General features: G+C 44.1%; 29 protein-coding genes and 1 other annotated feature. Of the genes, 12 read left to right on the top strand and 17 right to left on the bottom strand.

The window, feature by feature from the left end:
• The first annotated feature begins 62 nt into the window (after positions 1-62).
• The gene (locus AC5W2J_RS10295; RefSeq protein WP_496059376.1) at positions 63-536 is read left to right on the top strand and encodes an N-acetyltransferase; all 474 of its coding nucleotides are present in this window, start codon (positions 63-65) and stop codon (positions 534-536) included.
• A 38-nt stretch (positions 537-574) separates the two neighbouring features.
• Here AC5W2J_RS10295 and AC5W2J_RS10290 read toward each other — a convergent pair whose 3' ends face one another.
• The 3 genes from AC5W2J_RS10290 to AC5W2J_RS10280 form a co-directional block, all read right to left on the bottom strand.
• Positions 575-1330: an enoyl-CoA hydratase/isomerase family protein gene (locus tag AC5W2J_RS10290; protein ID WP_496059375.1), complete on the bottom strand. Its 756-nt coding sequence runs from the start codon at positions 1328-1330 to the stop codon at positions 575-577.
• Positions 1331-1416: 86 nt separating this feature from the next.
• Positions 1417-1593, bottom strand: coding sequence for a 50S ribosomal protein L32 (rpmF, locus tag AC5W2J_RS10285; RefSeq protein WP_120192339.1), 177 nt, complete (start codon positions 1591-1593; stop codon positions 1417-1419).
• A 117-nt stretch (positions 1594-1710) separates the two neighbouring features.
• A complete protein-coding gene (locus tag AC5W2J_RS10280) occupies positions 1711-2244 on the bottom strand; it encodes a YceD family protein (protein WP_496059374.1) in 534 nt (177 codons plus the stop codon).
• A 168-nt stretch (positions 2245-2412) separates the two neighbouring features.
• Between AC5W2J_RS10280 and AC5W2J_RS10275 the strand changes: the two genes are divergently transcribed.
• On the top strand, positions 2413-3615 hold the full coding sequence (locus tag AC5W2J_RS10275; RefSeq protein WP_496059373.1) for a nucleotidyltransferase: 1203 nt from the start codon (positions 2413-2415) through the stop codon (positions 3613-3615).
• A 232-nt stretch (positions 3616-3847) separates the two neighbouring features.
• Here the strand turns inward: AC5W2J_RS10275 and AC5W2J_RS10270 are convergent, their stop codons facing one another.
• From AC5W2J_RS10270 to AC5W2J_RS10250, 5 genes are all read right to left on the bottom strand, one after another.
• Positions 3848-4897 carry a SepM family pheromone-processing serine protease gene (locus AC5W2J_RS10270; protein ID WP_496059372.1) on the bottom strand — a complete coding sequence of 350 codons (1050 nt, stop codon included), beginning with the start codon at positions 4895-4897 and terminating at the stop codon, positions 3848-3850.
• A gap of 81 nt (positions 4898-4978) precedes the next feature.
• Positions 4979-5467, bottom strand: coding sequence for a pantetheine-phosphate adenylyltransferase (gene coaD / locus AC5W2J_RS10265; RefSeq protein ID WP_496059371.1), 489 nt, complete (start codon positions 5465-5467; stop codon positions 4979-4981).
• Positions 5468-5538: 71 nt separating this feature from the next.
• Positions 5539-6090: a 16S rRNA (guanine(966)-N(2))-methyltransferase RsmD gene (gene rsmD / locus AC5W2J_RS10260; protein WP_496059370.1), complete on the bottom strand. Its 552-nt coding sequence runs from the start codon at positions 6088-6090 to the stop codon at positions 5539-5541.
• A 72-nt stretch (positions 6091-6162) separates the two neighbouring features.
• Positions 6163-7371 (bottom strand): MFS transporter, encoded by a 1209-nt coding sequence (locus AC5W2J_RS10255; protein ID WP_496059369.1) that lies wholly within the window; start codon positions 7369-7371, stop codon positions 6163-6165.
• Between the two features lie 132 nt (positions 7372-7503).
• Positions 7504-7779 (bottom strand): YlbG family protein, encoded by a 276-nt coding sequence (locus AC5W2J_RS10250; protein ID WP_496059368.1) that lies wholly within the window; start codon positions 7777-7779, stop codon positions 7504-7506.
• Positions 7780-7882: 103 nt separating this feature from the next.
• Here AC5W2J_RS10250 and AC5W2J_RS10245 point away from each other — a divergent pair, with 103 nt between their 5' ends.
• Positions 7883-9379: an FAD-dependent oxidoreductase gene (locus AC5W2J_RS10245; protein ID WP_496059367.1), complete on the top strand. Its 1497-nt coding sequence runs from the start codon at positions 7883-7885 to the stop codon at positions 9377-9379.
• Positions 9380-9394: 15 nt separating this feature from the next.
• On the opposite strand, the gene AC5W2J_RS10240 is transcribed toward AC5W2J_RS10245, so the two are convergent.
• Entirely contained in the window at positions 9395-10177 is a 783-nt protein-coding gene (locus AC5W2J_RS10240; RefSeq protein WP_496059366.1) for an SDR family NAD(P)-dependent oxidoreductase, read from the bottom strand.
• Positions 10178-10305: 128 nt separating this feature from the next.
• Positions 10306-10524: a binding site (T-box leader), on the top strand.
• Positions 10525-10579: 55 nt separating this feature from the next.
• Here AC5W2J_RS10240 and proB point away from each other — a divergent pair.
• The 3 genes from proB to proC are packed head-to-tail and all read left to right on the top strand — an operon-like array spanning position 10580 to position 13789.
• A complete protein-coding gene (gene proB / locus AC5W2J_RS10235) occupies positions 10580-11695 on the top strand; it encodes a glutamate 5-kinase (protein WP_496059365.1) in 1116 nt (371 codons plus the stop codon).
• Positions 11696-12943, top strand: coding sequence for a glutamate-5-semialdehyde dehydrogenase (locus AC5W2J_RS10230; protein WP_496059364.1), 1248 nt, complete (start codon positions 11696-11698; stop codon positions 12941-12943). It abuts the gene before it with no gap.
• Between the two features lie 9 nt (positions 12944-12952).
• Positions 12953-13789 (top strand): pyrroline-5-carboxylate reductase, encoded by an 837-nt coding sequence (gene proC / locus AC5W2J_RS10225; RefSeq protein ID WP_496059363.1) that lies wholly within the window; start codon positions 12953-12955, stop codon positions 13787-13789.
• 42 nt (positions 13790-13831) lie between these two features.
• Here the strand turns inward: proC and AC5W2J_RS10220 are convergent, their stop codons facing one another.
• Positions 13832-14833, bottom strand: coding sequence for an NAD(P)/FAD-dependent oxidoreductase (locus AC5W2J_RS10220; RefSeq protein WP_496059362.1), 1002 nt, complete (start codon positions 14831-14833; stop codon positions 13832-13834).
• Positions 14834-15021: 188 nt separating this feature from the next.
• Here AC5W2J_RS10220 and AC5W2J_RS10215 point away from each other — a divergent pair, with 188 nt between their 5' ends.
• Complete coding sequence (locus AC5W2J_RS10215) at positions 15022-15846, top strand: ion transporter (protein ID WP_496059361.1); 825 nt, start codon at positions 15022-15024, stop codon at positions 15844-15846.
• 25 nt (positions 15847-15871) lie between these two features.
• Here the strand turns inward: AC5W2J_RS10215 and AC5W2J_RS10210 are convergent, their stop codons facing one another.
• Entirely contained in the window at positions 15872-17239 is a 1368-nt protein-coding gene (locus AC5W2J_RS10210) for an aspartate kinase (RefSeq protein WP_496059360.1), read from the bottom strand.
• Between the two features lie 377 nt (positions 17240-17616).
• On the opposite strand from AC5W2J_RS10210, the gene AC5W2J_RS10205 reads away from it, so the two are divergent.
• On the top strand, positions 17617-17925 hold the full coding sequence (locus AC5W2J_RS10205; protein ID WP_120192354.1) for a MerR family transcriptional regulator: 309 nt from the start codon (positions 17617-17619) through the stop codon (positions 17923-17925).
• Between the two features lie 210 nt (positions 17926-18135).
• Positions 18136-18573: a cyclic-di-AMP-binding protein CbpB gene (cbpB, locus tag AC5W2J_RS10200; RefSeq protein WP_252315639.1), complete on the top strand. Its 438-nt coding sequence runs from the start codon at positions 18136-18138 to the stop codon at positions 18571-18573.
• A 58-nt stretch (positions 18574-18631) separates the two neighbouring features.
• Here cbpB and AC5W2J_RS10195 read toward each other — a convergent pair whose 3' ends face one another.
• Entirely contained in the window at positions 18632-19069 is a 438-nt protein-coding gene (locus tag AC5W2J_RS10195) for an SRPBCC family protein (RefSeq protein WP_496059359.1), read from the bottom strand.
• Positions 19070-19149: 80 nt separating this feature from the next.
• Positions 19150-19605 (bottom strand): YlbF/YmcA family competence regulator, encoded by a 456-nt coding sequence (locus AC5W2J_RS10190; protein ID WP_496059358.1) that lies wholly within the window; start codon positions 19603-19605, stop codon positions 19150-19152.
• A 117-nt stretch (positions 19606-19722) separates the two neighbouring features.
• On the opposite strand from AC5W2J_RS10190, the gene AC5W2J_RS10185 reads away from it, so the two are divergent.
• From AC5W2J_RS10185 to ytvI, 3 genes are all read left to right on the top strand, one after another.
• Complete coding sequence (locus AC5W2J_RS10185; protein ID WP_496059357.1) at positions 19723-20220, top strand: PaaI family thioesterase; 498 nt, start codon at positions 19723-19725, stop codon at positions 20218-20220.
• A gap of 83 nt (positions 20221-20303) precedes the next feature.
• The gene (locus AC5W2J_RS10180) at positions 20304-20660 is read left to right on the top strand and encodes a YugN family protein (protein ID WP_496059356.1); all 357 of its coding nucleotides are present in this window, start codon (positions 20304-20306) and stop codon (positions 20658-20660) included.
• A 125-nt stretch (positions 20661-20785) separates the two neighbouring features.
• Positions 20786-21850: a sporulation integral membrane protein YtvI gene (gene ytvI, locus AC5W2J_RS10175; RefSeq protein WP_496059355.1), complete on the top strand. Its 1065-nt coding sequence runs from the start codon at positions 20786-20788 to the stop codon at positions 21848-21850.
• Between the two features lie 47 nt (positions 21851-21897).
• On the opposite strand, the gene AC5W2J_RS10170 is transcribed toward ytvI, so the two are convergent.
• The 4 genes from AC5W2J_RS10170 to ctaD all read right to left on the bottom strand — a co-directional run bounded on the left by AC5W2J_RS10170 (position 21898) and on the right by ctaD (position 25444).
• Positions 21898-22464 (bottom strand): DUF420 domain-containing protein, encoded by a 567-nt coding sequence (locus tag AC5W2J_RS10170; protein ID WP_496059354.1) that lies wholly within the window; start codon positions 22462-22464, stop codon positions 21898-21900.
• A gap of 128 nt (positions 22465-22592) precedes the next feature.
• Positions 22593-22937: a cytochrome C oxidase subunit IV family protein gene (locus AC5W2J_RS10165; protein WP_496059353.1), complete on the bottom strand. Its 345-nt coding sequence runs from the start codon at positions 22935-22937 to the stop codon at positions 22593-22595.
• Position 22938: 1 nt separating this feature from the next.
• Positions 22939-23559 (bottom strand): cytochrome (ubi)quinol oxidase subunit III, encoded by a 621-nt coding sequence (locus AC5W2J_RS10160; RefSeq protein WP_496059352.1) that lies wholly within the window; start codon positions 23557-23559, stop codon positions 22939-22941.
• Between the two features lies 1 nt (position 23560).
• Positions 23561-25444: a cytochrome c oxidase subunit I gene (gene ctaD / locus AC5W2J_RS10155; protein ID WP_496059351.1), complete on the bottom strand. Its 1884-nt coding sequence runs from the start codon at positions 25442-25444 to the stop codon at positions 23561-23563.
• Between the last annotated feature and the right edge of the window lie 7 nt (positions 25445-25451).

Raw genomic sequence — 25451 nt, 5'->3', positions numbered from 1 at the left:
ATTACACAAATATGGGAATCTTTATAGTACAATAGAATTAGAATAGACAGAGGAGGATGATTATGGCAACGGAAAAAGTAAAGCGCTTACTTATAAATTTTAAAACACTTGAAGATTTTCAGCAGTTTAAAGAAGTGGGAGCCCAGGAGCTGTCCATGAAAGAAGAGCTCGAGGAAAACATTATTGAAAACGACAGCGAATCTCCTTTTTACGGTATTTATTATGGTGACAGGCTGGTTGCCAGAATGTGCCTGTATAAAATTGAAAGCAAATATGATCAGTACTTTGATCCGCCAAAAGGTTATTTAGAGCTTTGGAAACTCGAGGTGCTGGAAGGTTATAAACACAAAGGATACGGGCAGGCGCTCGTAGAACACGCCAAAAGTTTTAACATCCCTGTAAAAACAAATGCACGTCAGCGTTCCGATGACTTTTGGGATAAGATGGGCTTTCAGCCTGTTACGTATGACCCGGATCGTGACCGCGGGGAAAATCCTTTTGTCTGGTACCCTGAAGGCGTTCAGCCGCAGGAATAATGAGAAGGCCCGTTTCCAAAAATGGAAAGGGCCTTTTTTTATATTCTTTTTCTGGAATGAAACTGCTCGACTGCTTTCTCATGGGCCGGTTCGGCCCATAGAGCGGCGCAGGTGCGTACTTCCTCATCCATCATAGCAAACAATTTTTCTTCATTAAGCATTCTTCTTGCTAATGTTTTATAGGCTTTATTAACTTCTTTTTCCCCGTTGTGCCACCCCAGGATAGTTCCAGCTTCAGGGCTTTCCTGCACTTCGGTAATTATCCCCATCTCATGCCAGTCCCGGGCAGAGTATACTCTTGAGGAACATAATACATTCACGGCGGTATCGTAAGGAGTTTTGTTCAGCAGAAGCGCCCCCCCGCCCCATCCTGTAGTAATCGCAAATTTCCCCTGCGTAAAACCAAAAGATGCGGAAGGAACTGCTACTCTTACATCACATGCCATGGCAAGTTCCGCCCCGCCGCCATATGCATTTCCATTTAACAAGGCTGCAGTCGGATAGGGAAATGCCGCTATTTTTTTAAGAACACCGCTCATGCCGTTAAGCATTTGAAACGCTTCTTCTTCTGTATGTAGATGCTGAAAGGCTCGTAAATCCCCTCCTGCACAAAACGCTTTTCCGCCCGTTCCTGTAAGAACCAGCATCTCAACCGCTGTATCTTCGGCAGCTTCATCCAAATACCGGTTTAAAAGATGCATAACGTCAAAATCTACAGCATTATGCACTTCCGGCCGATTAATTTTTATGATGCAACGCCCGCCTATATTTGATTTTATCACCTTTTTTTCCATTTTTTCTCTCCCCTTCTATGAAAACGTTATCATTTTATTCAAAAAAAGCTGCATAATGGATATACCCACTATGCAGCTTTCTCTGGTTATTTTTTTTCGATTACTGTTTCTCCCTTATAAGAACCGCAATTTTTACAGATGCGGTGTGAAAGTTTCATTTCACCACAATCCGGACATTTTACCATACCCGGAATTTCCATTCTCAAATGTGAACGGCGCTGTCTTTTGCGGGTTTTAGAAGTACGTCTAAATGGTACTGCCATGTTACCCACCTCCTTATACAAGTTACACTTCTAGTCAGACACAACATTTTACCATATATTCATGAAAATTTCTCTTATGAATACAAAAGAAAATGCGGTTATCTTTGTGCTTCATCTTTATTTATCAAAGAATTTGCTTAAATCCTTTAATCTAGGGTCTACGGTGTCTGCTTCTTTTTCCGTTTCTTCAGATGCTTCTTTTTCTGAGATCAAAGACCAGTTTTCTCCTTCAAGAGGAGCCGGACCTTTTTTCTGTTCTTCTTCATCAGCAAAAACCTGGATAGGTATAGAAAGCAGAATGCTTTCCTTTACAGCCGGAAGCAGATCAACAAAACCATTTTCCGGTTCACGAACGTCTTCATCTTCTGTGTCTTTGTAACCGTCTATTTGAAACATCTCTTCTGTTTCCGTTTCAAATGAATAGCGGACGTCTGCAAGCGATCTTGCGCAGGGCAGCGTCATTTCCCCGGATATCCGAAGAAAGAAGGTTACTAGTCCATCAGCTGAAAATTCAGCGTGCCCGCTTACTTTCGCAGGTGAAATATCCCTGATTTCGCTGTCTCTTTCTTTTAACTCATCTACATTCACTTCATCGTCAACAACGAGTCCTCGGACCCGCTTTGCGTAAAGCTGCTGTATACTCCATTTCATTTACATCACCTCAAGGCAACAAAAATAATTATATCCACCATCACTATATTTGTCAACATATTTTCTTTACATTATAATGTAAGGAATAGTGGCTCTATTTTACCATTTCGGCGTCTCTTAATAAAGAAAAAAATATGATGAGCACCAAATATTGAAAGGGGGTCTATTATGACAGCAGTAGGAGTGGTTGTTGAGTACAATCCGTTTCATAATGGCCATGCCTTCCATCTGCAGGAAGCGCGGCGGATCACGGGAGCCGATACCGTTGTAGCTGTAATGAGCGGCTACTTCCTTCAAAGAGGAGAACCGGCTGTTGTTCCCCGGCGAATCCGAACAGAAATGGCTCTTCTCGAAGGCGCGGATATTGTAATAGAACTTCCGTATGCCTTCTCCAGTCAGCACGCCTCTGTTTTCGCACGCGGCGCTGTATCCATTCTAAAGCAGCTGGGCACAGACTACCTTTGTTTTGGAAGCGAAGCCGGTACCATCGAGCCTTTTCTCTCCCTCGCTTCTTTTTTAGACGAACACCGGCTGGAATATGATAAACATGTACGCTATTTTAATCAGCTCGGCTACAGCTATCCACGGGCTGCCGCTTCTGCTTTTAAAGCTCTCTCTCCGGCTGAAGACCTTCCCGATATCGCTGAGCCTAACAACAGCCTGGGACTGCATTACATACAGGCCGTAAAGAGCCTGCGGGCTTCTATTGAACCGGTTACTATTAAACGGACAGGAGCTGCCTTTCATGACAAGGAACTTCCTTCAGCACACATAGCAAGCGCAACAGCAATCCGAAGAATACTTACTGACCAAACAGCTTCATCTGTTGAACCTTATATGCCCGCATCCGCCTTTTCGCTGCTTACAGCCTACGCGGGTCAGGCGCCTTTCGTGGAATGGGAGCACTACTTTCCTTTTCTGCAGGCAAAGCTTCTGACGGTTTCCCGTGAACACTTAAGCACTATGTACGAGGCGGAGGAAGGACTAGAACGGCTTCTTGCCAAACATGCCCGGGAAGAAAGCTTTGCGGCCATGCTGGCTGCCGCTAAAACGAAACGCTATACGACGACCCGCCTGCAGCGCGCATCTATTCAGATTCTTCTTGGGGTTACAAAATCGGAAATGACTGACGCCATGACAGATGGGCAGCCTCAGTATATGAGACTGCTTGGGATGACCGCAGCGGGCCGAGCGTATCTGCAGCAGCGGAAAAAATCATTCACGATCCCACTGAAGACCTCAATGCCACGTAGAAAAACCGGCCAGGCGTTACTAGAAGACAGGGCTTCCTCTACTTATTACCTGCCTTTTCCCGATTGGAAAACGGCCCGTTGGAAAGAAGAATACACCCTGCCCCCCCTTATATTATGAAAAACCGGAAAGCCCTCAAGGCTTTCCGGTTTTCAGATTGTCGAGAAATTATTTCACCTTGTATACCTATACACGATCTCGAATTCTTTTAACACTTTGTTGAAAAGGTGAAAAGAAAAACACACAGGGGTGACTCCTGCAGAACAGCCATAGGTGAAGATAAAGAGGTCGTTTTTTTCCTCTTTAGCTTAAGGCATGGCCTGCGGAAAGCACCCCTGTACAGGTTTTTGTATTAAGAAGGGGTGTAAGCTTCCAGATAGGAAGCGGCTTCTTCAAATGTTCTTACACCGATTACTTCCATTTCTGCCTCTATATCCGCTGCCGTCTCGGCCGCCTGATCGTAATTCGAAGGAGAGTCCAGATCGTCATCCGGGGCAAAGAATACGTCTACTCCGGACTCTTCCGCTGCAACAACTTTCTGTTCAATGCCGCCGATGCGGCCAATGTTTCCTTCATCATCAATCGTACCGGTACCCGCCACCTTTAGTCCTTTTGTCAGATCATCCGGGGTCAGTTGATTATATATCTCCAGAGCAAACATTAGTCCTGCTGAAGGACCACCGATTGCTCCAGCTTCTATTTCAACTTCCGGATCAAATTCAATGCTTCGCTGCGTATAAGGAAATAATAGACCAAGGCCGCCTCTTCCTTCGCTGTCCATTTCTTCTGGAAATCTGTCAATAGCTACCGAGGCGGTTTCTTCTTCTTCCGCTCTCGTAAGTCCGACCGTTATTTCGGTGCCGATTTCTTCATTTTCCAGCTCTGCATTAAGCTCTTCCAATGTATTAACCCCTGTACCGTTCACAGAAGTAATAAGATCGCCTTCCTGCAGATGGGCTGCCGCGTCCATTCCTTCAATAACCTCTGTGACGCGTATGCCTTCATATTCGATATCAGGCTCGAGTCCCGCTTCCCGGTAGGCAACAAGCTTGGAGGCTTCCTGTGAGCTTGTCATCATCATTTCCTGACGGTGAAAATACTCATCATCTGTTTCACCATCCATTAAGTAAGAATCTGTCGGTGTTACTTCTCTATAAGGCGAAACCTGGGCCCATAGATAAAGCGGGATATTCGCTCTTCTCTGGAGGATCGTCGTAATATAAAACTCCCCTTCCTCCCCTTCGCCGCCCTCTACCATAATGATATCTTCAAGGGCATTCGCCTCGCCGGGCTGGGAATAATAGTAGGGAAGCGGAATTTGATTTACAATAAGTATGAGCAGAAGCAGTCCGAAGATAACCCAGCTGCGGCTCCATCTTTTCTTTTTCTGTTGTTCTGCCAATCGTTTTCCTCCTCTGGTTCATCTCCATCTCTTTATACATAGAAAAAGTTTGGGGTATTCTGCCCCAAACCTTAAAGTGTGTTACGTAGAGGCAGAAAACTTCTTTTTAAGTTCTTTTTCCACCATTGGCGGCACAAGATCTCCTACATCTGCTTCATACTTCGCCACTTCTTTTACAATACTTGAACTTAGATATGAATACTGATTATTTGTCATCATAAAAAAGGTTTCAATGTCCGGAGCAAGCTTGCGGTTGATCGACGCTGCCTGCATCTCATATTCAAAATCAGAGACCGCCCGAAGCCCTCTTACAATGGTATGAGCTTTTTTTTCTTTAATATATTCAATCAGCAGTCCATTAAATGAATCCACTTCTGTATTTGGAATATGCTTTATCGAATCTTTCAGCATAGCCACTCGTTCTTCCACAGAAAACAACGGTACTTTATTTCTATTATGTAAAACGGATATAATCACCCGATCAAACACTTTGGCGCTTCTTTCAATAATATCCAGATGGCCATTTGTAATGGGATCAAAGCTTCCAGGATATACAGCTACACTTGCCATGACGGTTCCCCCTCTATATCTGCGTTAACACCTGCAGTATACTCTATGGTCTATTGATTCGCTTTATTATATCAGCTTTCATAATAAATTGTTATCATCGTATCCCCGTACTTATCCTCCCGGTGTTTCTGCAGGTTTCCTGTCTGGTCCGGCAGGATTTCTTTGGAAGCATGCTCGCATAAAACAAATCCACCCTTATTTATTAACTGAAGATCATTCAGCTTCTCAAGAAGAGCTGGAATTTCCCCTGCTGCATAAGGAGGATCCAAAAACACAGCGTCAAATGATCTTTTTCGGCGTGCCAGCGCTTCAAGTCCGCGTCCTGCGTCATTTCGGTACACTTCCGTCCGGTCACCGCAGCGGCATTGATTTATATTCAATTTAATCGTTTTAAGGGCCTGGGAGGCCTGATCAATAAATACTGCTTTATCGAAGCCACGGCTTAACGCTTCCAGACCGAGACTTCCCGTTCCAGCAAATAAATCCAGTGCCTCTCCCCCTTCAAAAAAAGGACCAAGCCGGTGAAATACAGCTTCTTTAACTTTATCAGCCGTAGGCCTCGTTTTGTTACCGGGCACCGCTTTAATTATAGTTCCTTTAAAAGAGCCTGCTACTATCCTCACTACGTTTCCTCTCCTTTAAGACGGGCGTTTACTGATCACATAGTACCGCATGCACAGATGGGTGTAAACCTGCTAATCGGCGTTGTCCTTGTTTCTGTTTTTAATTCCCGGTATAACATACACTTTCATAATAATGACCGCTATCGTAAGCATTACAGCTGAAACTAAGAATACTCCCTGAATGCCGTACACCGCGGCCAGCAGCCCGCCGATAATCGGCCCAAGCAGAGAACCTAAAAATAGAAAACTATTCGAAAATCCGTATGTTCTGCTTTCCATACCTGATGGCGCCAGCTGCCTGATTAAAGTATTGGCAGCAGGAAGCAGCCCTCCGAGGCAGAGGCCTGTCATAAACCGCATGGCAATCAGCTGCCATAAGTTGGTCACAAAGGCCTGCGGCACCGAAAAGACAGCGGCACCGATTAAACAGACGAAAAGGGTATAATACGCTCCTTTGTTATCACTTGTTTTTCCGAGAATAGGGGCTGCCACCATATTAGCTATTCCCATAGAAGACACAGCCAGACCTGCATAAAATGCACTATTCACCCCGCCGCTTAAATCTTCCACATATAAAGAAACGAGTGGGTTGACACCGATCAGCGCAAATTGAATAATAAATACGACCATATATATTTGAACAATCGGAGAAACCGCTGCTATTTTTTTAAAATCATCCATCGTACTTGTTTTTTCTCCAGCTTCGGGCGGCGTGAACTCTTCTTTTACAAACAGCCAAACGGTGAGCGCTGCGAGCGCCAGGCCGATACCTGTTATATTAAAAATAGTCCGGAAGCCAAACGCTTCTGCGAGCAGTCCGCCGAACAACGGACCGCATATGCCGCCGGCCACCGCACCGGATTGAAGAATACCCAGCGCATAGCCCGCTTTTTCTTTTGGAGTGTTGGTGGACACCAAAGCAATCGAAGCAGGAATAAATCCTGAGATGGTTCCGTTCAGAAGTCTTAGAAACAAAAGGCTCCACGGCCCCGTAGCAAAGCCGGTCAAAATCATAACGACCGCCATACCAATTCCCGAACGCAGCACCATCGGTTTTCTTCCATATTTATCAGCCAGCTTCCCCCAGAACGGAGAAACGATAAACGCACTTAAGAAGTTAATACCAAATATAAACCCAGCCCAAATGGTTATAGACTGCGGATCGGTTACCCCGAGCTCCTGCAGATAAAGCGGGAGAAAAGGAATAATCATCGTCATAGCAGCCATAACCATAAACTGCGACACAACAAGTATGTATAAATTCTTCTTCCATTTTGGCATATGAATTCCTTCTTTCCCGCTCATTATATTATATTCCGGCAATCGAAACAATATTGCTGCCAATACCGTTCTTCTCCATAAAAATGAACCCCCTTTGTCAGGGGGTTCATGGCTGTATAGGAAAAAGTCTGTTTACAGGCCCATAGTATAGTCCGGTGCCGGCTCTTTTTCGATTGTTTTCTTTTTATATTCTGTAGCTACAGATGGTTTCATGGATCGTTCCGCCTTCTCGACAAAATGAAGGTTTTTTATATCCTCTATAACCGATTCCACGCTGGTTTCATTACAGTAAACTATTGCGTAGTTCATCGACTTCGAAACATAGTGAACGACCCCGTACCGGCGAAGCTGTCGAGCATGCTTAGTGGACTTCAGCCATATAGCAATACCTGTTCGTTTTGGATACATAAGGTCTTCCCCTTTTACTGGATTTCTTTTTAGTCTAGCATGGGTATACAATAAGAGCAATAAAGCAGCGCTTTCCAGCTGCTTTCAAGAAAGGAATATGCTGATGGACTCTTCAGATGTATTGATTATAGGCGGTGGATTTGGCGGCCTCACGGCGGCCGGACTTCTAAGCCGTGCAGGTAAATCCGTTACGCTTTTGGAAGCTTCAAATGAATGGGGCGGAAGTGCAGGCAAATTCAGAAGAGGAGATTACATTTATCCGGTCGGCGCCACACTGGGCCTGGGATTTCAGGAGCCTGATGGTCTTCATTACCGTGTTTTTAACCACCTTGGTCTCCCCCAGCCGGAAAAAACCCCTTTGTCTGCTATTATGGATGTACACTCTGCCGGGTTCTCTATTACAGTCTATGCAGACATGGATACCCACATCCAGCACCTGTGCCATACTTTTCCCGAGATCAGTGACCATATCGAAAAATTCTACCAGCTTGTTGCCAAAACAGGGGATATATTTTTATCTTTATTAAAAAAAGCACCGGTTATGCCGCCGAAAAACTGGCAGGATTGGAAAACGCTGCTCGCTTCCGCTGATGGCAGAGCAGCCGTACTTATTCCATATTACCGGAAAACAGTAACACAAGTGCTCGCCCAGTATCAGCTTGATAAACATTATGGGTTCATGCAGTATATTAACGGCCAGCTCCTCGACAGCATGCAGGCTTCCGCTGATAAAGCAGCCGCCCTTCTCGGCCTGTATGGTCTTGCCATCTACCATCAAGGTGCCCACTATATGAAAGGCGGGCTTTACCGAGGTGCCGAATCACTTGCAGCTGCAGTCAAAGCAAACGGCGGCCAGGCCGTCAAAAGACGTACCATCGAAAAAATTCAAAGAAATAACGGCCTGTGGGAAGCAGTCGATAAACGCGGCAGACTGTTTACAGCGAAGGATCTCGTCCTGAATGTACCCGTTCAGGTGCTTCCTTCGTTAATGAGCGAAGCCGACTTTGCGGCACTCGGAGGAAAATGGCAGAAAAGAAGCCGAACTCCAATCTGGAGCGCTTTTTCTATGTACGGCACGCTGACAGAAGCATCTGCCGGTACCCCGTTGTTCCAGCAGATAATGTGGGGACCGGAAAATGCTTTTGAAAAAGAGCACATGTTTGTATCGTTATCTGAAGAAGAAGACACCCTGAGGGCTCCGGGACGGGAACGTACCTTTACTATTTCCACGCACACCGATCCTGCACGCTGGAAAAACAGAACCACCTATGACGAACAGAAACAGCAGACCCTGGAAGAATTGAAACAAATTCTTTTATCGCAGACAGGCTGGTCTGATGCTCTGTCTTCCCTGCTTCCTGGTGCTCCTCATGCGTGGGAGCATTATATCCACCGTCCGGATGGCATGGTGGGCGGTTTTCCGCAGACGAGCCGCTATGCTCTTTTCAACAGCCTCTCCCATCGGACAAACCTGCCCGGTCTCTGGATGTGCGGAGATTCCGTCTTTCCCGGGGGCAGCACGATGGCCGTTACGATGAGCGCCATTCATGTTTATGAGTCGATTACCGGCTCCCGTTTTTATAAAGAAGAACGCAGCTAACGAGAAAATCCACGTTTACTTTTTCATAAACTGCTTTCTGCCCAGCTGTTCTACCGTTTTTGGAAACAAACTGTACAGCAGGGCCGCTTTGTTCATGTAACCGGGCAGGTTTATTTCTCTGGCACGCCCATCCAGGTTTTTTACAATAGTACGGGCAAGCTTATCAGGACGAATAGCGAGCCTGCTCACCGATTTTTCATACTGTCCGGTCGGGTCCGCTTTATTTGAAAAAGGTGTTTTGACCGGTCCGGTGTTCACCGTCATCACCGATACACGGTGAGGTTTCATCTCCATACGAAGCGCATTGGAATAAGCAATAACCCCGGCCTTACTCGCTGCATAGGCAGAGGCTTTAGGGGTGGCTATTTTACCTGCCATGGAGCCGATATTAACGATACGCCCACTCTGCTGTTGTTTTAAATGCGGCAGAAACAAGCTTGTCCAATCGATTAGACCGAGCAGGTTCACTTCCATGATTTGCCTGGCACTATCATAGGAAAGGTTTTCAGCTTCCGCAAAAACTCCATACCCGGCGTTATTAATAAGTACATCGATTTTTTTTGTTCGATTCAAAATGGCTTCAGCAGCTCTTTTGTTATCCTCATGGTTTCTAATGTCCGCCGTTTCTATATCTGAAGAAACGCCCAGGTGCACCAGTTCACGCTGGACAGCTCTTAGTTTCTCTCCGGATCGTCCTACCAGAATGGGATAATAGCCGTGCTTTGCACTCTCAATACTGATCCATCGTCCGAGTCCGCTTCCGGCTCCCGTGATTACTACTGTTTTTTCTGCTGTCATCGTTTCATCTCTCTTTCTGTGTATCTTTATTTCCACGGCTTCCGCGGAGGGCTTTAATTTGCTTGACAACTCCGCATCTATGAAACATAATATGAACAACTATTGTATCATCCCGAATTAAAAAAAGAGAAACAGTGTCGAAGGAGAATAGTAATAAAAGCAGGATGTCGTACAGAAAATGGCGCTCACTGGCTGAGAGGCGCTGTAACATCTCTTTTATGAACCTGCTCTGGAGCTGTCAGGCCGACAGCCTGATCGTTAACTGCGTTAAAGTTCCAAGTGGAAAAGCGGTAGTTATCGCTTTTCAACGAAGGTGGCACCGCGGATTATACGTCTCCGTCCTTTATTAGGACGGGGGCTTTTTTGTATTAACAGATAAATGAAATGGAGAGAAGAGCCCAAATGAAAAAGGAACGGATAGTCGTAAAAATTGGAAGCAGTTCGCTGACTACCCCAAATGGCAGGCTGAGTGAAAAAAAACTGAAAGAACACGTATCAGCTATTGCAGCACTGCGGGAGCGGGGTCATCAGGTTATTCTCGTTTCATCCGGCGCCGTGGCTGCCGGATTCGGCCGGCTCGGCTACCCCTCCCGCCCCGTAAAGCTTGCCGGCAAACAAGCCGCAGCTGCGGTAGGCCAGGGCCTTCTCATGGAAGCATACACAAAGGAGTTTCATGCGTATGGCATTTCAACCGGGCAGCTGCTGCTGACACGTGATAATTTCTCCAACAGGCCGCAGTATCAAAATGCGTACAACACTCTTTCCGAACTGCTTCAGCGCCAGGTGCTCCCGATTATTAACGAAAATGACTCTATTATGGTGGATGAGCTTACGTTTGGCGACAACGATATGCTGTCGGCTCTCGTAGGCGGACTGTGCCAGGCTGATGATTTATTTATCCTGACCGACGTGGACGGCCTTTATGATTCACATCCAAAAGAAAATCCTTCGGCCAAAAAATACCATTTTCTTTCTGAAATCACAGATGAGCTTCTTATTGGAGCGGGCGGCAGCGGCAGCCTGGTTGGCACCGGTGGAATGAAATCAAAACTTCTCGCTGCCCAAACGGCTCTGCAGCTGGGGCTGCGCATATTTATTGGCACTGGATCAGGTCCGCATAAACTTACGGATATTATCGATGGAAAAGGAAATGGAACGTATATCGGCTATCCCGGGCAGTTCACGTTGAAATCAAAGCAGCAATGGCTTGCACTGCACTCTCTTCCCTCAGGAGAACTGGTAGTCGATGGCGGTGCCAAACGGGCTCTGCTTCAAAATGGCAGAAGCCTTCTCCCTGCCGGCATCAAATTAATTAAAGGCACGTTCGGCAGCGGATCGGTCGTGCAGGTAGTGGATGAAAAAGGAAAGCTTATCGGTAAAGGACAGGTAAATATGTCCTCCGCTGAATTGGCAGATATTAAAGGAAAATCAAGCTCAGAAGCTGCGGCTTACACCAAAACGATCAAAGCTGAAGTCATCCATCGTGATGACTGGGTTGCTATGAAGGAGATGAAGTAAATGAGTAAAATGACAGAACAGGGCCAAAAAGTAAAACAGGCAGCCGGAGAGCTCGCCGTGCTGAACGCTGCCCAAAAGAACAATGTATTAAATGAACTGGCTTTATCTTTGGAAGAACATACGCTTACCATATTGGAAGCGAATCAAAAAGATATAGAAGCTGGAATGGAAAAGGGATTTACCGAGGCACTTCTGGACAGGCTGCGTTTAACAGAGGAACGCATTAAAACGATGGCGGACGGCTTCCGCGATGTTGCCGCCCTGCCCGATCCTATTGGAGAAGAAATAGAAGCCTGGGATCGTCCCAATGGACTTGAAATAAAAAAAATACGTGTCCCGCTCGGTGCTATCGGTATTATTTATGAAGCCAGACCTAACGTAACAGCCGATGCAACTGCTTTAGCAGTCAAAACCGGAAATGCCGTCCTGCTTCGCGGCAGTTCATCTGCCTATCATTCCAACCAGGCTATTATCGATGCTATCCATGCAGGAATGGAAAAATATTCCCTTTCCCCTGATTCTATTCAACTGGCAGAAGACACTTCACGTGATGGGGCATCAGAAATGTTTAAAATGAATAAGTATCTTGATGTGCTGATTCCACGTGGCGGTGCCGGTCTTATTCAAACTGTGGTTGACCAGTCTTCCATTCCTGTTTTAGAAACCGGAGTTGGGAACTGTCATGTTCTTATTGATGAATCAGCTGGTAAAAAAATGGCCATCGATATTGCAATTAATGCAAAAACGCAGCGTCCTTCTGTCTGCAACGCCTGCGAAACCATCCTCGTGCATGAAAAATGGCTGCAGGAAAATGGAAGTGAATTAATAGAAGAGCTTCTCCTTGCCGGGGTTGAAATTCGAGGGGACGAGAAAATCCAGGCGCTTCATTCCGATATTAAAGCAGCCGAGGAGTCTGACTGGGCTGAAGAGTACCTCGATTATATTGTTTCCATGAAATGCATTGACAGTGCAGCAGAAGGAATTTCCCATATTCAAACGTACGGCACGACTCATTCCGAGTCGATCATTACGGAAAACGAAGAAAATAAGCGGGCATTCTTTGCAGGTATTGACGCAGCGGCCCTTTATCATAACGCTTCCACGCGATTTACGGATGGTTTTGAATTTGGCTTCGGCGCAGAGATCGGCATCAGTACTCAAAAACTTCATGCCCGTGGACCAATGGGACTTAAAGCGCTCACGTCTTATAAATATATTATCGAAGGTACCGGACAGATAAAAGAATAGGAGGAGCTTATGCTTACGAACCAGTCGTTTGCTTTCATTGGAGCAGGAGCTATGGCAGAAGCCATTATCGGCGGACTGATCCGGAAAGAACTCGTACAGCCCGATCAAATTTCAGTCACCAACCATTCGGACAAAGATAAACTTCTTCGTCTGGAAAAAGAATATGGTATCCACTCCTTCCAGCTCAAAGATACAAAAACGATAGAAGCCTCGGTCATTATTCTCGCAATGAAACCCAGGCATGCAGAAGACGCTATTCACTCCATACGCCATAAGCTGTCAAATGAACAAATTATTGTCTCTGTAATGGCCGGAATTTCTACTATGTATATGGAAAATCTTTTCGCGATTCACCCGCCGGTTATACGAGCGATGCCAAACACATCGGCTAAAGTCGGGGCATCTGCGACCGCGATCTCCCTGGGATCCTATGCTTCTTCAACAGACGCACGGATTGCGGCGGCTCTGTTTCGTTCTATCGGAACAGTAACCGAACTTACTGAGGAAAAAATGGATGCTGTTACCGGCATTGCCGGCAGCGGTCCCGCCTATTTGTATTACATGGTCGAAGCAATGGAAAATGCGGGGAGACAGGCCGGCCTTCATGAAGATGAAGCAAAAGAACTTATTATACAAACCTTTTTCGGTGCAGCCCTGCGGCTGCAGCACACCGAAAAAACGTCAAAAGAGCTGTATAAAGAAATTATGAGTCCCGCCGGCACGACGGAAGCTGCTTTTGATGTACTCGAGCAGCATCATGTCCAGGAACATTTTACTGCCAGTATCATGCGGGCTATTGAACGATCCAAAGAATTAGGAAAACCTGCTACCACCCCACTTAAATAAACAATAAGCCCGCTGAAGATATGCCTTCAGCGGGCTTATTATTTAAAGAGATAAATGTTCAGCTGCATGTTTTCCTGACAAAATAGCGCCTTCTGCTTTGCCTTCTTTGAAAATATCTCCGGCGAACGCTGCAGGTGCCGGTGATGTAAAGCTGATGCTCCTTTCAGGAAAAAGCACGTTCGGCTTGGCATAGAGCCATTTTTTCACTTGTACGTCTTGTATTTCGGCGTCGTCCAGCAGCCAGTCTATCTTTTGAAGAAGAGCGCTTTTCAATGTATCCTCTGCTTCCTCCCAATGGATACCCGACCAGTCTCCGCTCGCATGAATCGTCAGAAGCTTCTCTTTGGAAATACCTTTTTGATAATTGCAGCCGGCAAAAGCAATGTCGCCTTTTTCCCACTGAATGCCGCCGGCTTCAGGAATCTTTGTTTCTCCGGAATAAGCAATCATTAATCCAACGCTTTTCTCGTAAGTAAGTTCTTCCATCGTTTTCTGATCCTTAGACGAACCCGGAAATTCCGGAAAGAGCGCCAGCGTCTGCGGCATAGGGGCCGTAACAAGAACGCCTTCTGCTGAAAAAGAAAAATGATCTTCTCCTGCTTCGCCTTCCACAATCCAGCCTTCTTTTCCAGGCTTAATGGTCCGGACAAGGTGGGATGTATGTATATTTTTTCCTCTCCAAAGCCTTTTTACGAAAGGGGACATTCCATCTACTCCTGCATAGCGGGGATGCCCGTCTCCGCCGTTCTCGGTTATTTTCCGGTCAGCTATGTCTTCTGCACGGGCAAAACCTTTGTTCCATTCTTTCACCCAGCCGTTTCTTTCCCATTCCTGGATGAGCTGTTTCATTTCCGTGCTGCGGGCTGTAATAAACTGAGCCCCGTGGTCTGCACGTCCTTCCCCCATCCGACGGGTGGCCATACGCCCTCCAACGCCTCTGCTCTTCTCCAGAATCATTGTCTTGATACCTCTAGCCTCCAAAACGGCATGAGCACTCCACGCAGCCAGGCCGGAGCCTATAATAATCACTTGTTTATTTTTCATCTGCTTTCATCCCCTTTTTCTATTATGTTCTATACCCTCGTCGAGCGTACCTCAATCCCCGGCGCTCGAGAAAGAAATCTTTCCATGCTATCTGTGTTTTAGTACAATAAGATAGTTGTGTGCCTTATTACAACCAGCTAATAAATCAGCAGCAGCCATTAATAGAGAATAAAGGGAGTTTTAGGTTTATGAAAGAGTCAAAACAACGCCGGACATGGCGGGATAAATTAGCTGTACTTGTCGAAAGTCCGCTTTTTATTAATACGATTATGGTTATTATTTTAATTAACGCTGCCTTAGTAGGCATTGAGACATATCCAGCTGTTTATCAGGAAAATCAACATTGGTTTTACATAGCGGACCGGATACTGCTTTGGATATTCACTGTTGAAATTGTTCTTCGGATTATTGCCTTTAAACCATCTTATCGATTTTTTAAAAATCCATGGAACTGGTTCGATTTTTTGATTGTATTTGCCGGTCACATCTTCGCCGGGGCCCATTTTGTTACTGTGCTTCGAATTCTGCGTGTACTTCGTGTCCTCCGGGCCATCTCTATTATACCATCGTTAAAGAGACTCGTAGACGCGCTCCTGTTAACGATCCCTTCGCTCGGTAACATTATGTTTCTAATGAGTATTTTCTTTTATATTTATGCAGTTATCGGAACGATGCTGTATCAGGATATCGAACCCGAATACTTTGGCAACCTGCAGCTGACTCTTTTAACGCTTTTCCAGGTAGTAACGCTTGAATCCTGGGCCAGTGGCGTCATGCGCCCTGTTTTAGAGCAGGCACCAATGTCCTGGTTTTATTTTGTAAGCTTCGTGCTGATTGGTACATTTATTATCTTTAACCTTTTCATCGGTGTAATCGTCAGTAATGTTGAAAAAGCCGATAATATGGAAAAAGAAGCGGCTAACGGACCCGAGGTAACGACAAAGGAACTGCAAAAAGAAATACAGGAACTTAAACAGCTGATTATGGAACAAAAAAAAGACGGAAACCGATAATTATCGGTTTCCGTCTTTTTGATTTTTACTGCAATACTTCTTTTGTGCTGAAAAATTCTTCATACAGGCCCCTGATTGCATCATCGACCTGTCCTTCTTTAATACCAAAGGAAAGCGAAACCTCTGATGAACCCTGGTTAATCATTTCAATATTAATCTGTTTCTCCATTAAAGCTTTTGTTGCTCTTGCTGCAATACCAACTGTTTCATGCATGCCTTCTCCAACAAGCATGATCATGGCCAGACCTTTTTCAAAATACACATCGTCTGCTTCGAGTTCTTCTGTGATGCGCTGGATAATTTTTTCTTCAATAGCATCGGTCAGCTGGCTGTTGTCCAGAATCACAGAAGTATCATCAATCCCGGAAGGTATATGCTCGTAGGAGATCCCCTCGTCTTCGATAATCGATAATAACCTGCGCCCGAACCCTACTTCCCGGTTCATTAGATACTTTCTCACATACAAGGTGCTGAAGCCTTTATCCGCTGCGATGCCGATAACGGGATTCAATGCATACTCTCTTTCCGAAATAATCATCGTCCCGCTCGTTTTAGGATTGTTTGTGTTTTTCACACATACCGGGATCGACTTTTGGAATGCAGGAATTAAAGCTTCATCATGAAATACTGCGAAACCGGCATAAGACAGCTCACGCATTTCTCTATAAGTCATTCTTTTAATGGCTACAGGATCTTTAACTACGTTTGGATTCGCTGCAAATACGCTGTCCACATCGGTAAAGTTTTCGTATAAATCAGCTTTAATACCGGCTGCCACGATGGAGCCTGTAATATCTGACCCCCCTCTGGAAAAAGTAACCAGCTCGCCTTGTTTGGAATAACCAAAGAAACCGGGAAATATTAGAATTCCCTTCCGGTTCCGCAGCTTGTACAGGTTGTCGTAGGATTCCGGAAGCACCTGCGCGTTTCCAGGGGTGTCACTGACATAGAGACCGGCTTCTGCCGGATTTATGTATTCTGACACGATTCCCAGGCTCTGCAGATAGCCGGCAATCACTTTTGCATTGTTGTCCTCTCCCGCTGCTTTCATTTGATCAAGAAACCGGCCCGGATTGTCTTTTTTATAGTCGACTCTTTCCTGCAGGTCTTTTTCAATAATTTGCAGCATGTCTTCGGAAAGCCCCAGCTCTTCTGTTATCGAACGAAACCGTTCGACCACATTATGCAAAGCCTCTGCTGTGTCTTTTCCAGCCAATGCTGTTTCGCCTAAATGAATCAGCAGATCCGTTACCTTTGTATCTTCATCGCTTCTTTTTCCTGGCGCGGAAACGACAATTATTTTTCTATCTGTATCTGCCGTAATAATCGATGCTACTTTTTTGATCTGCCCGGCGTCTGCCAAGGAGGATCCCCCAAATTTTGCTACGTTCATTCGTTCCCATCTCCCAAATAAATAGTTTCCTTTAATCTAAATTCTGAAAATTTCACAAATATTAGCTTATCACAAATAGCTCCCTGCCACAAAGGACATTTACTCTGCTGACACTAGATATACAGCGCTCAGGCGCTCTTACAAAGGTTCTTTATGCCTATGGCATTGAATATTGTATGTATCCTGAAGAACTTCCTGCTGACGCTGTATACAGGGTTTTTTTCACGTACTTTTTTCTTTCTGATGTTCTTTATAGTATAGCGTATATACAACAGAAAAGAACCTCAATCATGTAAGGAAATCTAACAATGTACATTTACTATGTAAGATTTTATGATATGTTGTTAGAAACAATAGAGAAAAAGGGGCGCTTGTCGATGTCTTCAAACTACAAAGACAAAAAAGTCATTACAATAGGAGTCATTAGCGAACTTACAGGTTTGTCGGAGAGAAAAATCAGATATTACGAAGAAAGAAAGCTGATATTTCCGGAACGATCGTCCGGTGGTACAAGAAAATATTCATTTGGCGATGTGGAACGCCTGATTGACATAGCTGATAAAATGGAAGATGGTATGCAGACGTTTGAAATACGCAGGATGGAACAAAAGAAAATGAAGAATTCAGAGCTTCGTGATAAAATGCTGCGCGGCCAGTTAAATGCTGCTTTTAACCTGCGGAAATAAACATATTATGGATTAAATACAAAAGTAAAGGGGTATATGTAAGTGGCGGCATCATCCGATTTCGCTTCATGTAACGCTTACAATATTTTCTTGACTTTCCTATTTTTTGAGCATACGATAAAAGAGGTATAAACCCTCCAACACTTGTGCTGAGGTGTTACTTGAAACTTCCGGCGCGGGAGCGCCTACAGAAAGAAAGTGATGAAACACATGCAAACATTAAAAAACAGCCAGATCATGGATAACGAAATAAAACAGCTTATTGTGTCAGATGAAAAAGTCGCACACGTACAGCTTGAAAACCCTTTGGATCATGCTTTGCTTATTTTAATCAAATCGGGTTATACCGCTATTCCTGTGCTTGATAAATCATACAGGGTGCAGGGTCAGATCAGCAAAGCGCACATCCTCGATTCTATCCTGGGTATTGAACGCATCGAAATGGAGCGCCTTCATGACTACAAAGTAAAAGATGTGATGTCTGCTAAAGTTCCTCGTATGCACAAAGATGAAACATTTGGAAAAGCGCTGATGCTTTCTATTAATCATCCTTTTGTCTGCATTGAAGATCATGACCATTCTTTTGTCGGCATTTTAACAAGACGATCCATTCTTGCTTTAATCCACCGTTACTTTGAAAAAGGATAAGCATAATCAGATATTCAGCATAAAGCAAAAGAGCCGTCCAGATGGATGGCTCTTTTCGTTATTGTTTAAATTGTTTCTGCAGTGCTTTTTCCCTGTCTTTAAACATGTTATATAATCCTGCTTTAATAAATAATGATGGAGCATAACTTTCGAACTCCACGTGATCTGTAATTCCGGTCAGCTCTCCATCAGCCAGCGATTGAAAAGAGTGGGTATGCTTCCAGTTGATTAAAGGAAACGGTATATCTTTTCCTTCATCTACGAAATACTCTTCTTGTTTGCTGTCCGTAATAGCGGACACCCAATTACATTTAATCGGGCCGGCTGCTATTTGAATCTCCACCGTCTCTCCAGCTTTCGACTCTCCATTGGATACTACGGTAACTTCCGGAAAATCCGTCAGTCCTTCCAGTGCTTTAGAATCCTGGAAGAAATTCCAGACGTCGGCTCTGGATGCTTTTACTACTGTCTGGTATTCGATACTCCCTTTAAACATACTGTTCCTCCTTGGCAGCAATTTCTGTACTAAAGAAAAAGATCTTATATGAAAAACAGAACGTTAATCAGGCAGATAGTCTATGCGCTGCACCCGCACGAACCGCCGGACCCGCATCCACCGGTGCCGCAGGAAGCATTGTCGAAAAATGGGTTTCCGGTAGGCACTTTTATATTAGGAGAAACTGCCCCGGCGATTTCTCCGGAAATATCATTTAAAAGGGTTTCTAAATCCTTTTCTGCTTTTTTAAAAGCCGTAACGGTTGGATGGACGTCCATCTCCCTCTTTTTCAGCCGGATTTCTTTTGAAACCAATTTATAATCCGGATGGTACTTTCCAAAACGCTGGACTTCCTCGTAACGGTCCTTCCAGCCGGTGAATTCAGAAATAAGCCTGCGGGCTTCTTTATCAGCTTCCATTTCAGCCTTGGCTGTCGTGTAAGCTATATATATATCAGAGGTAAACAACAAAGCTGTCAGCTCCTCTGATGCTGTTAAAATGTCAGCTGGTGTCGACGTATAAGCAGTACTGTTCATAATGGCACCTCCTATCCGGAGTATAACATGGAATAAGCCTTTGTTTGAAGAATTAATTGGCATGCTTGAGCTTGCTTGCTACAATATAACTATTAAAGCATTAGGAAAGGATCGAATATGACAGATACAAAAACCTTATCAACAGATATTAAGGATTTTTTACAGTCTGCAACAGCCGAAGAAAAAGAAGTGATGCAGCAGTTTCTAAATGGCCTCAAACAAACGCACGAAGGCCACCATCCTTCTTACGTGAGCGGCTGGCTGCAGGCGGAAGGAGAATGGAATGAAGATGGAAGCTATCAAATGCGCATTCCGATTCATAAAGGCATACAAAACCCGCTCGAGATTGTCCACGGTGGAGTAACCGCTACGTTAATGGACACCTGCATGGGAACCCTTGCCAACCACTCCACTCCTGCAAAAAAGGCGGCTGTTACACTGGAAATAAAGGTGAACTACTTAAAACCCGGAAAAGGAGACTATTTGTACTGCCGAACGGAAGTGATATCGCAAAGCTCAAAAACGCTTTTTTTATCTTCCACTGTGAAAGACGAAAAAGATCAAATTATTGCCTATGGCACCGGCACGTTTTATGTAATTGATTTCCTGGCTTAACTCATGAAATTCCATCTCCCCATTGCAAACGCTTTATTTTAATATTAAAATAAGAATATATGTATAAATAGGGGGCGCAGCACATGCAAATTGCAGATTATGAATTTGAGGGCACTCAAATCACATTTGGTAAGCTACATAGAATCATTAAAGACGCAGGATTTATTCACGCTGGTCAATGGGACTATGAGCGCGTAACATTTGATTATAAATTTTTTGACCGCACGGATGATGCGACTTACTATTTACGTATCCCGGCTTATGCGGTGGACGGAGATATTCCGGACGAAGATACAGTTGTTGAAATACTAACACCCTATTTTGGAAGACATTACTATCCACACGGAATAGAATACGATGAAGAATTCCCGGAAAAAATCATTCAAAAATGCCAGGACAAAACAAAAGCAGTCTGGGATGTCCTAAAAGCAAAGAAATAATCAAAAAGAAGCTGAAACCAGCTTCTTTTTTTATGTTCACGGGATAAATATTTTGTTCTCTTCTTTTAAATCCTATATACTAATTGGTATACTATCTTGTCCGTATGTCTGAAAGGGGTATAGCTGTGTCGTCGTTCCTTACGAAAAAAAATATGATTCGTTTTTTATCCATACTTATACTTATCGTTGCTCTAATTTTCATTCTGCCGGTTTCCGGTCCTATTATTCTCGCATTACTCACAGCGCTTGCTCTCTCGCCTCTTGTCAGGCTGTTAAATGAAAAAGCTAAGTGGCGGCGTTCCATTGCTGTAATGGTAGTATTTATCTTGTTTCTTATTTCTCTCGGCATCGCCGGTTATCTAATCATTACTCAAGTTGTGACACAGGCTATTCTATTTGTGGAAAACCTGCCGGACTACATAACTGAAGTAAACCGTTCTTGGAAAGAAATACAGGCTTCTATTGAAAACACCTATGTACGAATGAATCTGCCTCCTGATGTAATTAACGTAATAAATGCCCAGGTAACTGACATGCTTAATAACGTTAGTAACATCTTTACCGATGGCCAGTTTTTAAATACCGTTACGAGTATTGTCGCTTCTATCCCTGGCTATCTAGTATCATTTATTGTGTATTTAATTGCACTGTTCTTGTTTATGATGGACCTTCCCCGTCTGAGCAGGAAAATGTATTCTTTCATGAAAGTAGAAACCGCTCAAAAAGTTCATTTTATGACGGCTCGTCTTGGTAAAGTAATCATTGGCTTTTTTAAAGCCCAGTTTTTGGTCAGTCTTATTATCGTAATTGTAACCTATATCGGGTTATACTTTATTGTGCCCGAGGTAGCTCTGATTATGGCGCTCATTATATGGGTGATAGATTTCATCCCCATTATTGGCTCTATTGCTATTCTTGCTCCGTGGGCGATTTTCCAATATTTATCCGGGGATATGGTGCTTGGCACCCAGCTGCTGGCATTAGGAATTATTCTCCTGATCATCCGCCGGACGGTAGAACCTAAAGTGATGGGTCATCACATCGGCCTTTCTCCATTGGCCACACTTATATCCTTGTATATCGGCCTTTCCCTTCTTGGTATCGTCGGCTTTATTGTAGGTCCTCTCGCAGTCATTGCTTTTACATCCGCGCGGGAAGCCGGTCTCATCAAACTCGATTTTAAAATTTAACTTAACAAAAACGGACTGCTCACAAGAGCAGTCCGTTTGCTTATTCTTTAATAATAAGGAGAGATCATGAGATACACAATAACTCCGGTTATACTAACATACAGCCAGAGCGGCATTGTCCATCTGGCAATTTTCCGGTGTTTTTCAACCTGGGAGGTGATTCCTTTTAAAAACGTCCATATTGCAAGCGGCACAATAATAATTGCCAGGATAATATGGGAAATTAAAATAAAGTAGTATACAGCGGCTATTGCTCCTGTACCACCGTATTCGGTAGATTCCGCCAAAGCGTGGTACGTAACATAAGTGACTAGAAACAGCCCGGTGGAAGAAAACGCGGCATAAATAAACCGCTTGTGCATCGTAATGTTTTTTTTCAAAATAAAAAACAATGCTGTAAACAAAAAGACGGTCGTGAAGCTGTTAAATATAGCATTCATCATTGGCAGGATTGTTAAATCGAAAGCTTCTATATCTCCGCCCAGCCCATCCATAAAAAACAAAAGGGTGACCAGACCATTAATAACAATAGTAAGCGTTACTACTATAGCCACATGGCTTTTTTCTGATGAACCCTTTGATTGTGATGATAGTTGATCTGAAGATTTACTCATCGTCTCCCCCATTTCTCTATTTATCTATTCTTCATTATACAGGAAAGCAGCTGCCGCCTGTTTCAAATCTCTAACAAATCAGTGAACACACAAAAAAACAGCCTCTCTCAACGAAAGGCTGTTTCTTTTTAGTATTTTGTCATACCCAGAAGAAACGTTAATGCAATCAAGGCTGGAGTGGAAAGCACCACACCGGTAATAATAAATGTGTTAGCCCATTCATGGCCTTTGTCTTTCAAATGCATGAAGTAAAACAACTGTAGAAAAAATTGAATTCCTGCCAGTACAAGAATAAACGGAACAGCAAAGGTTGGTTCAATCATTTCCGTGGCTACTGCAATAAATGCCAGGAATGTTAGAAAAATCATAAAAGCGAAAGAAGTAATCTGCACTTTCTTTTCTTTATTCATCTTGTGCAGATCTTCGTCTGACAATGCGCTTTTTTCGAATGGTTTGGATAACTCATTTGCCATATTAAGCTCCCCCTATTCCCATAAGATAAACGACGGTAAATATAAACACCCATACGACGTCTATAAAGTGCCAATATAGACTGGCCAGATAAAACTTCGGAGCATTCGTTAGGGTAATACCTGTTCTGGCGTAGCGTATAAGCAGCGTACTGATCCAGGCAAGTCCGAATAGCACGTGGGCTCCGTGAAGACCGACTAGAGCATAAAAGGAAGACCCAAAAGCACTTGTAGTAAAACCCAGCCCGTGATGTACATATTCCACGAACTCATAGATTTCTAAACCAAGAAATGCCATACCGAGTACTACGGTAGTAGTCATCCAGATCATCATGCTTTTAAAATTGTTGCGTTTCATCGCGTACATCGCCAGTACACTCGTAAGCGAACTCGTTAGCAGCAGCATTGTCATGATAAACACAAGCGGCAGCTGGAATAATTCTTCTGCAGTTGGACCTCCTGCCGTTCCTTCTCTTAAGCCGAGAAAAGCCCCAAAGAAGGTAGCAAACATGATCGTTTCCCCGCTTAGAAAGATCCAAAAGCCTAAAAATTTATTTCTTCCTTCCAGCGTTGCTTTTTCGGGATTGGAAGGAAGGCCTTTTGTCATATCTACGTGATCAGCCATGTTAACTTACCTCCTTTTCCAGCTTTTTCAATTCTTCTGCTGTAATGTGGTAACCGTGGTCCTCTTTAATAGAACGGACGAGCATCGGCCCGAATGTAAGCAGAAAGCCTGGAATAATAACAGCGTATGGAGATACAATAGCGTTTTCCATATTAATCATAATCATTCCGAATCCCCAGACAAACATGCCGATTCCAATAATGAAAGGAAGAATTGAACCATTTGGCATATGAATGTCAGATAATGGTTCAGCCGGCTTCATTTTGCCGTCTCCATGAATCTTTTCATAAAATAAAGGATCAAGGGAGCGTACCTGCGGCGTCTGTGCAAAGTTATATTCCGGAACAGGGGTTGGAGTCGTCCATTCCAATGTTCTTGCATCCCACGGGTCGCTTACTACCACACGCTCTGCTGTCATAGCAGAATATACGATGTTAATAACCAGTACGATAATACCGGCAGACATTAGAAATGCCCCAAGTGAGGAAATTAAGTTCATCGTTTCCATTCCCTGGCCTTCCAGGTACGTGTACACCCTTCTTGGCATTCCGATAAGGCCCAGAATATGCTGCACAAAGAATGTCATGTGAAAACCGATATAAAACATCCAGAACATCAGCATACCAAGCTTTTCATTTAAATGATGGCCGAACATTTTTGGATACCAGTAGTACAATCCAGCCAGCAGCCCGAGAACAATACCACCTACAATAATATAATGGAAGTGGGCTACAACGAAGTAAGTGTCATGGTATAAATAGTCAACTGGAACCATAGAAAGCATAACACCAGTTACACCGCCCAATACGAAGGTAGGGACGAAAGAAGAAGCACACAGCATCGCTGTATTAAACGTCAGCTTACCGCCCCACATCGTAAAGAGCCAGTTGAATATTTTGATGCCTGTTGGTATTCCTATTGCCATAGTGGCAATAGCAAATACCGAGTTTGTTACCGGGCCGATACCAACGGTAAACATATGGTGAACCCAAACCATAAAGCCTAGAAAAGCAATAATTAATGTAGCAAATACCATTGCTGTGTAACCAAATAATCGTTTTCTTGAGAAGGCCGGGATGACTTCGGAAATAATTCCAAATGCCGGCAGTACTAAAATATATACTTCCGGGTGCCCGAAAATCCAGAAAATATGCTGCCATAATACAGCATTTCCACCGCTGTCCGGTGAAAAGAACTGTGCGCCGAACAGCCGGTCAAGCATAAGAAGAGCAAGCCCTGCAGCTAATGGCGTAAAAGCGAATACAATCAGTAGGGAAGTAACAAGTGAAGTCCAGCAGAAAAGCGGCATTCTCATCATTGTCATCCCTGGGGCACGCATATTTACGATCGTTACAATAAAGTTAATAGCAGAGATCAGTGTACCAATACCACTCACTTGAAGACCGAGAACATAAAAGTCCATGCCTAAATGTCCGTAATCTCCTGCCGACAGAGGCACATATGCCGTCCAGCCTGCGTCCGGAGCTCCTCCGAAAAACCAGCTGACGCTTAATAGCAGTCCGCCGAAAAAGAAAATCCAAAAACCGAGCGCATTCACAAAAGGAAATGCTACGTCACGCGCTCCTATTTGAAGGGGAATAACATAGTTCATAAAAGCGAATAATAAGGGTGTTGCTGCAAGGAATAACATGATGGTTCCGTGCATCGTAATAAATTCATTAAATGTCTGCCCGTCCAGGAAGTTGTTTTCCGGAAACATAAGCTGTATTCTCATAAAAACAGCCATTAACCCTGCTTTTAGGAAAAACAACGTACCCGCTATTAAATACATAACGCCTAATTTCTTATGGTCTACTGTGGTCAGCCAGTCCATTAAGACGCTTTTGTCTTTCTTTTCTTTAATAATTGCTGAATAATCCGCCATTGGATTT

The sequence above is a fragment of the Sinobaca sp. SA16-1 genome (assembly GCF_059510515.1).
Note: the sequence above shows the minus strand (reverse complement) of the source record. Positions and strands in the feature narration are given on the sequence as shown.

Excerpts from the sequence above, each read along its gene's own strand:
- AC5W2J_RS10295 (WP_496059376.1), top strand. The coding sequence starts at position 63 with ATGGCAACGGAAAAAGTAAAGCGCTTACTTATAAATTTTAAAACACTT.
- AC5W2J_RS10290 (WP_496059375.1), bottom strand. The coding sequence starts at position 1,330 with ATGGAAAAAAAGGTGATAAAATCAAATATAGGCGGGCGTTGCATCATA.
- rpmF (WP_120192339.1), bottom strand. The coding sequence starts at position 1,593 with ATGGCAGTACCATTTAGACGTACTTCTAAAACCCGCAAAAGACAGCGC.
- AC5W2J_RS10280 (WP_496059374.1), bottom strand. The coding sequence starts at position 2,244 with ATGAAATGGAGTATACAGCAGCTTTACGCAAAGCGGGTCCGAGGACTC.
- AC5W2J_RS10275 (WP_496059373.1), top strand. The coding sequence starts at position 2,413 with ATGACAGCAGTAGGAGTGGTTGTTGAGTACAATCCGTTTCATAATGGC.
- coaD (WP_496059371.1), bottom strand. The coding sequence starts at position 5,467 with ATGGCAAGTGTAGCTGTATATCCTGGAAGCTTTGATCCCATTACAAAT.
- AC5W2J_RS10255 (WP_496059369.1), bottom strand. The coding sequence starts at position 7,371 with ATGCCAAAATGGAAGAAGAATTTATACATACTTGTTGTGTCGCAGTTT.
- AC5W2J_RS10250 (WP_496059368.1), bottom strand. The coding sequence starts at position 7,779 with ATGTATCCAAAACGAACAGGTATTGCTATATGGCTGAAGTCCACTAAG.
- AC5W2J_RS10245 (WP_496059367.1), top strand. The coding sequence starts at position 7,883 with ATGGACTCTTCAGATGTATTGATTATAGGCGGTGGATTTGGCGGCCTC.
- AC5W2J_RS10240 (WP_496059366.1), bottom strand. The coding sequence starts at position 10,177 with ATGACAGCAGAAAAAACAGTAGTAATCACGGGAGCCGGAAGCGGACTC.
- proB (WP_496059365.1), top strand. The coding sequence starts at position 10,580 with ATGAAAAAGGAACGGATAGTCGTAAAAATTGGAAGCAGTTCGCTGACT.
- AC5W2J_RS10230 (WP_496059364.1), top strand. The coding sequence starts at position 11,696 with ATGAGTAAAATGACAGAACAGGGCCAAAAAGTAAAACAGGCAGCCGGA.
- proC (WP_496059363.1), top strand. The coding sequence starts at position 12,953 with ATGCTTACGAACCAGTCGTTTGCTTTCATTGGAGCAGGAGCTATGGCA.
- AC5W2J_RS10220 (WP_496059362.1), bottom strand. The coding sequence starts at position 14,833 with ATGAAAAATAAACAAGTGATTATTATAGGCTCCGGCCTGGCTGCGTGG.
- AC5W2J_RS10215 (WP_496059361.1), top strand. The coding sequence starts at position 15,022 with ATGAAAGAGTCAAAACAACGCCGGACATGGCGGGATAAATTAGCTGTA.
- AC5W2J_RS10210 (WP_496059360.1), bottom strand. The coding sequence starts at position 17,239 with ATGAACGTAGCAAAATTTGGGGGATCCTCCTTGGCAGACGCCGGGCAG.
- AC5W2J_RS10205 (WP_120192354.1), top strand. The coding sequence starts at position 17,617 with ATGTCTTCAAACTACAAAGACAAAAAAGTCATTACAATAGGAGTCATT.
- cbpB (WP_252315639.1), top strand. The coding sequence starts at position 18,136 with ATGCAAACATTAAAAAACAGCCAGATCATGGATAACGAAATAAAACAG.
- AC5W2J_RS10195 (WP_496059359.1), bottom strand. The coding sequence starts at position 19,069 with ATGTTTAAAGGGAGTATCGAATACCAGACAGTAGTAAAAGCATCCAGA.
- AC5W2J_RS10190 (WP_496059358.1), bottom strand. The coding sequence starts at position 19,605 with ATGAACAGTACTGCTTATACGTCGACACCAGCTGACATTTTAACAGCA.
- AC5W2J_RS10185 (WP_496059357.1), top strand. The coding sequence starts at position 19,723 with ATGACAGATACAAAAACCTTATCAACAGATATTAAGGATTTTTTACAG.
- AC5W2J_RS10180 (WP_496059356.1), top strand. The coding sequence starts at position 20,304 with ATGCAAATTGCAGATTATGAATTTGAGGGCACTCAAATCACATTTGGT.
- AC5W2J_RS10170 (WP_496059354.1), bottom strand. The coding sequence starts at position 22,464 with ATGAGTAAATCTTCAGATCAACTATCATCACAATCAAAGGGTTCATCA.
- AC5W2J_RS10165 (WP_496059353.1), bottom strand. The coding sequence starts at position 22,937 with ATGGCAAATGAGTTATCCAAACCATTCGAAAAAAGCGCATTGTCAGAC.
- AC5W2J_RS10160 (WP_496059352.1), bottom strand. The coding sequence starts at position 23,559 with ATGGCTGATCACGTAGATATGACAAAAGGCCTTCCTTCCAATCCCGAA.
- ctaD (WP_496059351.1), bottom strand. The coding sequence starts at position 25,444 with ATGGCGGATTATTCAGCAATTATTAAAGAAAAGAAAGACAAAAGCGTC.